The 12,328-nt window shown below is 32.6% G+C and carries 6 protein-coding genes; all 6 read right to left on the bottom strand.

Annotation, left to right across the window (positions count from 1 at the left end; translation table 11 throughout):
• Positions 1-14: 14 nt before the first annotated feature.
• Positions 15-2,090: an elongation factor G gene (fusA, locus tag A2J15_RS00365; RefSeq protein WP_066777308.1), complete on the bottom strand. Its 2,076-nt coding sequence runs from the start codon at positions 2,088-2,090 to the stop codon at positions 15-17.
• A 12-nt stretch (positions 2,091-2,102) separates the two neighbouring features.
• A complete protein-coding gene (rpsG, locus tag A2J15_RS00360; RefSeq protein WP_083074277.1) occupies positions 2,103-2,573 on the bottom strand; it encodes a 30S ribosomal protein S7 in 471 nt (156 codons plus the stop codon).
• 68 nt (positions 2,574-2,641) lie between these two features.
• Positions 2,642-3,028: a 30S ribosomal protein S12 gene (gene rpsL, locus A2J15_RS00355; protein WP_002782934.1), complete on the bottom strand. Its 387-nt coding sequence runs from the start codon at positions 3,026-3,028 to the stop codon at positions 2,642-2,644.
• Between the two features lie 115 nt (positions 3,029-3,143).
• A complete protein-coding gene (rpoC, locus tag A2J15_RS00350) occupies positions 3,144-7,697 on the bottom strand; it encodes a DNA-directed RNA polymerase subunit beta' (protein ID WP_066777301.1) in 4,554 nt (1,517 codons plus the stop codon).
• A complete protein-coding gene (rpoB, locus tag A2J15_RS00345) occupies positions 7,690-11,817 on the bottom strand; it encodes a DNA-directed RNA polymerase subunit beta (RefSeq protein WP_066777298.1) in 4,128 nt (1,375 codons plus the stop codon). Before rpoB ends, rpoC begins: the two co-directional genes overlap by 8 nt.
• A 118-nt stretch (positions 11,818-11,935) precedes the next feature.
• Positions 11,936-12,313 carry a 50S ribosomal protein L7/L12 gene (gene rplL, locus A2J15_RS00340; protein WP_066777296.1) on the bottom strand — a complete coding sequence of 126 codons (378 nt, stop codon included), beginning with the start codon at positions 12,311-12,313 and terminating at the stop codon, positions 11,936-11,938.
• Positions 12,314-12,328: the final 15 nt, after the last annotated feature.

Genomic DNA, 12,328 nt, shown 5'->3' with positions numbered 1-12,328 from the left:
ATTCCCGCTAAAATTTAACCATTTCTCTTTTTGATGATTTCTTCGGCAACATTTTTAGGAACTTCATTATAATGATCAAATTCCATAGAATAAGTCGCACGACCTTGAGTTTGACTTCTAAGATCAGTTGAATAACCAAACATTTCAGCCAAAGGACAAAAAGCTGTGATGATCTTATTACCCCCTCTTTCATCCATGCTATTAACTTGACCACGACGTTTATTAAGATCGCCAATAACATCACCCATATAATCTTCAGGAGTTTCAACTTCAACTTTCATCATAGGTTCTAAAATCACTGCACCTGCTTTTCTTGCACCCTCTTTAAAACCCATAGAAGCAGCAAGTTTAAAAGCCATCTCAGATGAATCTACCTCATGATAACTTCCATCATAAACAGTTACTTTAACATCTTCTACAGGATAACCAGCTAAAACACCATTTTGCAATGCTTCTTGAATTCCTTTATCTACTGCAGGAATATATTCTTTTGGAATAACCCCGCCTTTAATATCATTAACAAATTCATATCCACTACCTGGATCAAGTGGTTCTAAACGTAAAAAGACATGACCGTATTGACCACGACCACCTGATTGTTTTGCGTATTTATATTCTTGTTCAACTGTTTTTCTAATAGTTTCACGATAAGCTACTTGTGGTTGCCCTACTTCAGCTTCTACTTTAAATTCACGCAACATACGATCAACAATAATCTCAAGATGCAACTCACCCATACCTGAAATAATAGTTTGACCACTTTCTTCATCCGTAGATACTCTAAAACTCGGATCTTCTTGTGCTAATTTATTTAAAGCAATAGACATTTTTTCTTGATCTGCTTTAGTTTTTGGTTCAACCGCAACAGAAATAACTGGATCTGGAAAATCCATTCTTTCAAGTATTACTTTATCTTTTTCACTTGCTAAAGTATCTCCTGTTAAAGTATCTTTAAGTCCTACAACAGCACCAATTTCGCCCGCATAAAGTACTTTAATCTCTTCTCTTTTATTAGAATGCATTTTTAAAAGACGGCCTATTCTTTCTTTCTTATCTTTAGTAGAATTATAAGCATAAGAACCACTTTCTAAGCATCCACGATAAACACGCACGAAAGTAAGTTGTCCTACAAATGGATCAGTCATGATTTTAAATGCAAGTCCTGCAAACTCACCATCATCTGTTGATTTTACAGAAACCTCGCTACCATCTTCATATTCGCCTTTGATATTAGCTACTTCATCTGGAGCAGGTAAATAAGCTACAACAGCATCAAGCAAAGGTTGAACACCTTTGTTTTTAAAAGCAGTACCACAAAGCATAGGAACTATAGAAAGATTTAAACATCCTGCTTTAATACCTGCTTTAATTTCTTCAAGGCTTAATTCTTCTCCACCTAAATATTTCTCCATTAATTCATCTGAAGTTTCAGAAATAGATTCTATCATTTTAACACGATATTCTTGTGCTTTATCTTTAAGCTCATCTGGAATTTCTTTTTCAACATAATCAGTTGGTTTAGTATCATCTTCCCAAACTAAAGCTTTCATAGTTATAAGATCAATAACACCTTTAAAATTATCTTCAGCACCTATTGGAATTTGAAGTGGAACAGGATTAGCTTTTAAACGATTACGAATTTGTTCTTCTACATTATAAAAATTCGCACCAATTCTATCCATTTTATTAACAAATACTATTCTTGGTACACCATATTTATTTGCTTGTCTCCATACAGTCTCGCTTTGAGGTTGAACCCCACCCACTGAACAAAATACTGCTACAGCACCATCAAGAACACGCATAGATCTTTCAACTTCTATAGTAAAATCAACGTGACCTGGAGTATCTATAAGATTGATTTGATGTTCCTTCCAAAAACATGTTGTAGCTGCAGAAGTGATAGTAATTCCACGTTCTTTTTCTTGTTCCATCCAGTCCATTGTTGCAGCACCATCATGCACTTCACCAATTTTATGGCTCATACCAGTAAAGAAAAGAATTCTCTCACTTGTAGTAGTTTTACCCGCATCAATATGTGCAGCAATACCGATATTTCTAACTTTTTTTAAAGGAGTACTTCTAGACATATTTTCTCCTTTTTACCAGCGATAATGAGCAAATGCTTTATTTGCTTCTGCCATTTTATAAGTATCTTCTTTTTTCTTAAAAGAAGCACCTTTACTATTAGCAGCATCTAAAAGCTCAGCTGCAAGTTTATCTATCATAGTTCTTTCACTTCTTTTTCTTGCAAAAGAAATAATCCAACGTATTGCTAAAGCTTGTTGTCTAGCAGGACGCACTTCAACTGGAACTTGATAAGTTGCTCCGCCAACACGACGTGATTTAACTTCTAAAAGGGGTTTAATATTTTCAATAGCATCATTAAAAATATCAATACCTTTTTTATTGCCACCTTTTTTATCAATAGCTTCTAAAGCACCATACATAATAGTTGTAGCTGTACTTTTTTTACCATCGTACATTAAAGAATTGATGAATTTTGTGATTACTTTATTACCATAAATCGGATCAGGCAAGACTTCTCTTACCGGAGCTTTTCTTCTTCTCATTATTTTTCCTTCAAATTTTAAATTTTACTCAAACAAAATCAAATCTAACGGATTTGCCTGTATAAAGATTATTTTGCAGCACCTGCTTTAGGACGTTTAGCACCGTATTTAGAACGAGAAACTGTTCTTTTTGCAACACCTGCTGTATCAAGGGCACCACGCACTATGTGATATTTAACCCCTGGTAAGTCTTTTACCCTACCACCGCGTACTAAAACTATGCTATGTTCTTGTAGATTGTGACCTTCACCACCTATATAACTGATGACTTCAAAACCACTAGTAAGCCTTACTTTGGCAACTTTTCTTAATGCTGAGTTTGGTTTTTTAGGTGTTGTAGTATAAACCCTAGTGCAAACTCCCCTTCTTTGTGGACAATTTTTAAGCGCTGGAGATTTAGATTTTTCTAAAACTTTTTTGCGCTCTTTTCTAACCAATTGATTTATGGTTGGCACAATTATTCCTTTCTTTAAAAATGTAATAAAAATTTGCATTTTAGTTAAATTTTGCTTAGATTTTAGTTAAATAAAAATTTAAATGAAGAGAAATAGCCCAAAAAGGGCTATAAGATTATTTTTTTTCTTTTAGTTTAAAATTACGCTCACTACAAAGCCCAGTTCCAACAGGAATAGTTCTACCTAAAATAACATTTTCTTTTAAGTCTTCTAAGTAATCAAATTTACCTGCTATGCTTGCCTCAGTAAGCACTTTAGTAGTTTCTTGGAAAGAAGCTGCAGAAATAACACTATCACTTCCAATAGCCGCCCTTGTTACCCCTAAAAGCACAGGCTCAGCAATTGCTGGTTCTCCACCCATTCTAATGATTCTTTCATTTTCTTCACGGAATTTACGTCTTGAAACTAAATCACCTTCTATAAATTTAGTATGTCCACTATCTACAACTTTAACTTGTCTTAACATTTGCGAAACAATAACTTCTATGTGTTTATCTGAAATCACAACGCCTTGACCACGATAAACTTGTTGAATTTCTGAAATCAAATAATAATGCAAAGCTTTTTCACCTAAAATTTTAAGCACATCATGACTTGAAACAACACCATCTGTAAGTTTTTCTCCTGCGTGAATAAACTCACCATCTCTTACTTGAATATGTTTTGATTTATCAATCAAATATTCAGCACTTGTACCATCTTCTGCTTGAATAACAATTCTTTCTTTAGAACGCAAAGGCTTATCAAAGCGCACTACACCATCAATTTCTGCAATCACAGCAGCATTCTTTGGTTTTCTTGCCTCAAAAAGTTCAGATACTCGTGGAAGACCTCCTGTGATATCTTTTGATTTTGCTGCAGCTTTTGGAGTTTTTGCTAAAATATCTGCTTGAGCAATTTTATCACCATCATGTACGAAAATAACTGTTTTTGGTTCTAATTGATAGCGTACTGCTTTATCATCTTTTCCTGCGATAACCAAAGTCGGTCTTACACCACTTGGTAAATATTCGCTAATTACTAAAGAACGTTTTCCTGTAGCCTCATCAATTTGCTCATCAGCGCTATAACCTGCTTCAATATCTTCAAAACTTACCACACCATCAATTTCTGCAATAATAGTGTTATTATAAGCATCCCATTCTGCAATAACTTTCTTTTCTTTTTTTGGTGCACTTGCAATAATAGTATTTACATCATCAATCTGTTCACTATCATTAAATTCTATTTTAGATTCTCTTGGGATATAGTGTCTTTTTGCTTCTCTATTATTTTCATCGGCAATAACAACAAAGAAACCTTTTTCTTTAACAATATCACCTTTTTTAACATCTTTAACCCTATCTAAACCATCCCCATTAAGGATATAAAATTTAAGAGTCCCTTTTGCTCCTGCTTTGATATTTTGTACCACAGGCTCACCATCTTCTACTAAAATTTCACTTGCAAAAGGAATACGATTTGGAACATTCCAACCTTCTTTAATCACTTCCACAATACTTTCATTTTCATCAACTTGCATACCACTTTGATAAGGTAAATAAAGTTTTCCATCCACACTACCACTAACACCTGCTAATTCATTTGGTTTAGCAAGATCATACTTTCTAAGTATATATTTTATTTCTTGTTTTTTATCTTTAATAGAAACTATTACATCTTCATGAATATTTTCTATATTAATAATACCTTTAAATGGAGCCTTAATTTTTGGTTCTACAAGTAAAACTGCTGCATTTCTACGATTTGCTACAATATTTTTACCTTCTTTATTTTTATAAGTTTTAAAATTATAAAATCTAATAAAACCTTCTTTTTGAGCACTTACTTGTCTATCTTGTAAATCCGTACTTGCTGTTCCCCCACTATGGAAAGTTCTAAGCGTAAGTTGAGTTCCTGGTTCACCAATAGATTGCGCAGAAATAATCCCTACAGCTTCACCTGGCTTAACTAATTTACCTTCACCAAGATTAATACCGTAACATTTTGCACAAATTCCTTTTTTAGCCTTACAAGTAATAGGAGTACGAATATTAACACTTTTAATCCCACTCTCACCAAGAATTTTAGCCTTTTCTTCATCCATTAAAGTACCTTCTGCAAAAAGCACAGAATTAGTAATAGGATCAATAACATCTTCAGCTAATACTCTACCTAAAATCCTCTCTTCTAGAGTTTCAATAATAGAACTATCAGCTGTAATTTCATTGATTTGTACACCCTCATGTGTCCCGCAATCTTCAATAGTAATTTTAACATTTTGTGCCACATCAATAAGCTTTCTTGTAAGATAACCCGCATTAGCCGTTTTTAAAGCAGTATCTGCAAGACCTTTTCTAGCACCATGGGTTGAAATAAAATATTCAAGAACATTTAATCCTTCACGGAAATTTGAAATAATAGGTGTTTCAATAATAGAACCATCAGGCTTAGTCATAAGTCCTCTCATTGCAGCAAGCTGAGAAATTTGAGCTGCACTACCCCTAGCACCTGAATCTGCCATCATATAAATAGAATTAAATCCTTCTTTATCTTTTTCTACAAGCTTCATCATTTCTTTAGAAAGTATATTATTTGTACTTTTCCAAATATCAATAATTTTATTATATCTCTCACCTGAAGTAATCAAGCCAAGATTATAAGAATTTTGTATATCTCTTACTTGTTTTTTAGCTTCATTAATAGCTTTTTGTTTATCATCAGGAACAATAATATCAGCAATAGATATAGAAACACCTGCTTTAGTCGCATATTCAAAACCTAAATTTTTAAGTCTATCTAAAAAACTAGCTGTAATTTCTAAACCACCTTGCTTATAAACGTAATCTACAAGTGCGGCAATATCTTTTTTCTTTAAAACTTTATTCCAGCTATTTTCAGGTACAAAATCTGGTAAAATAGATTTTACAATAAGCCTTCCTGCTGTAGTCGTAATCTTTCTACCATCAACCATAGTTTGTATACTCGCATGAATATCTAAACACTTACTTTCAAGCGCCATCATTACTTCATCAATACCTGTACAAATTTTATGCGAACCTTTTGCTCCAGCTTTTTCTAATGAAAGATAATAAATTCCTAAAACCATATCTTGAGAAGGTACAGTTACAGATTTACCACTTGCAGGTAAAAGAATGTTCATTGATGAAAGCATAAGTATTTTACATTCTGCAATAGCTTCTTGAGAAAGTGGTACGTGCACAGCCATTTGATCCCCATCAAAGTCTGCATTAAAAGCTGTACAAACTAAAGGATGTAATTGAATAGCTTTACCCTCAACTAAAACCGGATGAAATGCTTGAATAGAAAGCTTATGCAAAGTTGGAGCACGGTTTAACATTACAGGATGTCCTTTTACCACTTCTTCTAAACATTCCCAAACCTCATTGGTTTTATTTTCTATCATTTTTTTAGCTTGTTTAACAGTAGTTGCATAGCCTTTTTCTTCAAGTTTAGCTAATAAATGCGGTTTAAAAAGCTCTAATGCCATTTTTTTAGGCAAACCACACTGATCCATTTTAAGTTTTGGTCCCACAACAATAACACTACGTCCTGAAAAATCCACTCTTTTACCAAGCAAATTCTGTCTAAAACGACCTTGCTTACCTTTAATAATTTCACTTAAAGATTTTAATGGACGCTTATTTGCACCCTTAACAGCATTAGCACGACGACCATTATCAAAAAGTGCATCAACTGCTTCTTGAAGCATTCTTTTTTCATTTCTTATAATAATTTCAGGTGCATCAAGCTCCATGAGTTTTTTAAGACGCGAATTTCTATTAATCACACGACGATATAAATCATTAACATCAGAAACAGCGAATTTACCTCCATCTAAAGCCACTAAAGGACGTAAATCTGGCGGTAAGACAGGTAAATTAGTAATCATCATCCATTCAGGACGATTAGGAACAACTTCATCACTTTGAGTGTTGGCATTAAGATTTGAATTTAAAAAATTTTCTACAACTTTTAAACGCTTAACAATGGTTTTTTTCTTCGCTTCTGAATTTGTAGCTGCCATTTCTTCTTTAAGTTGATTTAAAAGTGCTACAAGATCTAAACTAGCAAGTAAATCTCTAACAACTTCACCACCCATTCTTGCTTTAAATCCACTATTTTCATAACGTTGCATTAAATTTTGATATTGCTCTTCATTTAAAACATCACAATATTCGACTTTTTTAGTGCTTTCATTATCATAAAATGCATCACCTGGATTTTCAACAATATAAGCCTCATAATAAAGTACACGTTCAAGATCTTTCATTTTAACACCCAAAAGCGTACCTATACGACTTGGCAAAGAATTAACATACCAAATATGCGCTACTGGAGTTACAAGCTCAATGTGTCCCATTCTAGAACGACGAACTTTTGAATTTGCTACTTCAACGCCACATTTTTCGCATTTTACACCTTTAAAGCGCATTTTTTTATACTTACCACAAAGACATTCATAATCCCTAATAGGACCAAAAATCTTTGCACAAAAAAGCCCATCTCTTTCCGGTTTTAAAGTTCTATAATTAATTGTTTCTGGTTTTTTTACTTCCCCATAAGACCATGATTTGATTTTTTCAGGACTTGCAAGTCTTAATTGAAATGCTTCAAAATCTCTAGGTCTTGCATCTTCTTTAATTTCTATTACTTTAAATTTACTCATTATCTTCATCCTTATCAAAAATCTCAACATCTAAAGCAAGAGATTTAAGCTCATTGGTTAGTACAAAAAATGTCTCAGGAATTCCTGTTGCTGGAACATTTTCACCCTTTGTTAATGCTTTATAAGCACTAAATCTACCCTCTACATCATCTGATTTAATCGTTAACATCTCTCTTAAAGTATGAGCTGCTCCATAAGCTTCAAGTGCCCAAACTTCCATTTCTCCAAATCTTTGTCCTCCAAAAAGTGCTTTACCACCTACTGGTTGTTGTGTGACTAAACTATATGGTCCTGTACTTCTTGCATGAACTTTTTCATCTACTAAGTGATGGAGTTTTAATATATACATACAACCTACATGCACACGCTCTGCAATCTTTTCTCCTGTACGTCCATCATAAAGTTCAGTTTTGCCATCCATATCTATTTTAGCCATCTCAAAAAGCTTAGTAAATTCTTCTATATTAACACCTTCAAATACAGGACTTGCAAATTTAACACCCTTGCTCCAATCTCTAGCATAATTTAAAAGTTCTTCATCGCTTAAACTTTTAATAAATTCTTTTTCACTTGAAAGTCTTGGAAGTGAACAAATTTCAAGCATTTTTGCTCTTAATTCTTTAATAAAATCTTTTTGTTTCCTATCAAAAATTTCTTGAATTTGATCTCCTAATCTCAAACCAATAAGTCCTAAATGGCTCTCTAAAATTTGACCTATATTCATACGACTTGGAACACCTAAAGGATTTAAAGCAATATCCACACTCTTACCATTTGGCAAATAAGGCATATCCACCTCAGGCACTATAGTAGAAACAATACCTTTATTTCCATGACGTCCAGCCATTTTATCACCAACTTTAAGTTTTCTTTTTGTGGCTATATAAACCTTAACAAGTTTAATCACTCCACTTGGCAAGATATCATCTTTTTCTAAAATTTCAAGTTTTTCATCATGTTCTGCTTTTAATTTTTTCTTCTCATTTTGAAAATGATTTTTTAAATCATCATATTCTTTTTGAATTTCTTTAGAATAAGCTTTAATCAAAGTTGTCAAAGTAAAACGATTAATCTTTTCAAGTTCGCCAATATCGGCTGTTTGTCCTTTTTTATAATTTTTATCACCGATTTTTTGATCACTATTTAAAGGTGCTTTAGAAAGTAAAGCACACACACGAAGCATCTCTTCTCTGTCCATCATTAAAAGTCTATCATGGTGTTCTTTTTCTAAAGCCATTTTCTCTTTATTGTAAGATTTTATTGCACGATCATCTTTTTCATAACCCTTCTTAGTAAAGATTTTTACATCTACCACAACACCTTCTAAGGATGCTGTTGCATAAAGAGATTTGTTAACAACATGACCTGCTTTTTCACCAAAAATTGCTCTTAAAAGTCTTTCTTCTGGAGTTGGCTTAACTTCACCTTTTGGTGAAACTTTTCCTACTAAAATCATCCCTGGTTTAATATGAGTTCCAATTTTTGCAATTCCACTTTCATCTAAATGTGCTATATCTTCTTCTTTGACATTAGGAATATCTTTAGTAATTTCTTCTATACCATCTTTTAATTCCCTAGCTTCAATTTCCTTCTCATAAATATGTACACTAGTAAAGGTATCATCTCGGATGATTCTTTCACTAACAACTATTGCATCCTCATAATTATAACCATTCCAAGGCATAAAAGCAATCAAAGCATTCTTACCTATAGCAAGCTCACCTTCATCCATAGAAGATCCATCTGCAATAATTTGTCCTGCTTTTACCACATCACCTTTTTTTACAATAGGGTGTTGAATATAATTTGTATTTTGATTTGTTCTTAAATTTTTTTCCATAGTGTAATGATCAATAAATGGACCCTTATCATCTTCACCTAAAATAAAAATACTTTTATTATCCACCTTTTCAACCACTCCACCACGTTTTGCCTTTACTGCTTCCCAAGCATCACGCGCAATAATTCTTTCCATACCTGTCCCAACTATAGGAGCAGAAGCACTAAGAAGCGGTACAGCTTGACGCTGCATATTTGATCCCATTAAAGCCCTATTAGCATCATCGTGTTCTAAAAAAGGAATTAAAGAAGCTGCAACCCCAACAACCATACCAGAACAAAGATCGATTAATTGTACTTCTTCACGTCTTGCAAGTATAGTTTCGCCATCTTGTCTTGCTTCAACAAATTCTTCTACTATATAGCCTTTAGCATCGATTTTAGTTGAAGCTGGAGCGATAAATAAACCCTCTTCTTGTGTTGCGGTAAGATACACAACTTCATTTGTAACTTTACCATTTTCAACCTTTCTATAAGGAGCTTCTACAAAACCTAATTCATTCACCTTTGCATAAGTTGAAAGTGTATTAATCAAACCAATATTTTGTCCCTCTGGAGTTTCAACTGGACAAATTCTACCATAATGTGTTGCATGAACATCACGCACTTCAAAACCAGCTCTTTCTTTAACTAAACCACCTTCTCCAAGTGCTGATAAACGGCGTTTATGAGTAACTTCACTTAAAGGATTTGTTTGATCCATAAACTGCGATAATTGACCACCTGTAAAAAATTCAATTATAGTAGTTGTAATCATTTTTGGATTAATCAAATCATAAGGCATGACTTTATCAAGATCTGTATTTAAAGATGTAAATTTATCCCTAATAGCTTTTTGCATTTTTGCAAGACCTAAATGAAGTTCATTTGCTAAAAGTTCACCTATAGATCGAATACGACGATTTCCTAAATGATCCCTATCATCAATATGACCTTTACCATTTTTAACTTTAATAAGATATTTAGCTGTTTTAATAATATCTTCATTAGTTAAAACTGTAACATACTCAGGAACTTCAAGACCTAATTTATGATTCATTTTCATACGACCTACTTTTGTAAGATCATATCTTTCAGGATTAAAAAATAAATCATTTACAAAAGCTTTTGCAGCATCTTTAACCACAGGTTCACCTGGACGCATAACCTTATAAATTCTAATAGCAGCTAAATCATTTTCATCATCAACATTTTCACTTTGTTTTAAAAGTTTTAAAGTTTCACTATCTTGAGCAAAAGAATTAATAATAGCAGCATCAACTCCATTAGCCAAATCATTTGCAATATCAAAACTTTTTTGTTCTTTAATCTTAGCAAGTTTATTTTCATCAAGTAAAGTTAAAGAATCAAATAAAACCTGACCACTCTCTTTATCGATAATAGGATTAGCCAAATAACGATTAAGTAAAATTTCTACAGGATATTCTATCCATTTTAAACCTTCTTTAATTAATTGTTCAGCTTTTTTCTTTGTAAGTCTTTTACCAGCTTGATGGACAATTTTACCTTTTTCATCTTTAATATCATATTCTATTCTATCCATAAAATCATTAGGATGAAATTCAGTTAAAAATTTATCCTTTTTAACATGTATAGTTTGAATAGGATAAAATAATCTAATAATATCTTGTTTTTTATAACCTAAAGCTCTAAAAAGCATAGTAACAGGAATTTTTCTACGCTTATTAATCCTTACATATAAAACATCTTTTGCATCATATTCAAAATAAAGCCAAGATCCACGATCAGGAATAATTTGTGCTGTATAAACAAGCTTATTTGCAACTGTTGAACTTTCTTCTTCTTTAAAAATAACACCTGGGCTTCTATGAAGTTGATTTACAACAACTCTTTCAACTCCATTGATAATAAAAGATACGCGATCAGTCATCAATGGAATTTCACGAATATAAATTTCTTGCTCTTTAATGTCTTTTACACCAACTTTTTCCCCTGTCTTTTCATCCTTTTCATGGAGGGTAAGACGGATTTTCATTTTTAAATTTACAGAATAAGTTAAACCTCTTTCCATACATTCACGAATAGTGTATTTTGGTTTACCAATTTCACTACTGACATATTCAAGACTTAATCTATTTTGTGGATCATGGATAGGAAAAATAGATTTAAAAACTTTTTCTATACCACTTTCACCATTATCAATATTTAAAAAATAATCGAAACTCTTTTTTTGTAATTGGAGAAGATTTGGGATTTCTATTTGTTTTGAAACGTTTGAGAAATTAATTCTTAAACGATTTCCTAGTTTATTATCTAACATATCGCACATACCTCATGGTAAATTTTGTAAATTTAAAAAAGAAGACCTAAAACATTAGGCAAAAAACAAAAAAAGAAGACTTGTATTAACAAATCTTCTTCAAACTTTCAAGCTTAAATCATTTAAGTTCTACTTTAGCACCAGCTTCTTCAAGTTGTTTTTTAGCTTCTTCAGCTTCAGCTTTAGCTATACCCTCTTTTAATGTTGAAGGAGTTTGCTCAACTGCATCTTTTGCCTCTTTAAGACCAAGACCTGTAAGAGCACGAACAATCTTAATAACTTCAATTTTTTTAGCACCACCATCTATTAAAACAAGATCAAATTCAGTTTTTTCTTCAGCTGCTGCTGCACCTCCAGCTGCACCGCCACCACCAGCTACTACCACCGGAGCAGCACTAACACCAAATTTCTCTTCAAATTCTTTTACAAGTTCTGATAATTCAAGAACACTTAAATTCGAAATATATTCTAATACATCTTCTTTAGAAATTGCCATTTTTTATCCTTTTTT

The organism is Campylobacter hepaticus (assembly GCF_001687475.2).
Classification (GTDB): domain Bacteria; phylum Campylobacterota; class Campylobacteria; order Campylobacterales; family Campylobacteraceae; genus Campylobacter_D; species Campylobacter_D hepaticus.
The sequence above is the reverse complement of the archived record's forward strand: the minus strand, read 5'-3'. Positions and strand labels throughout refer to the sequence as shown.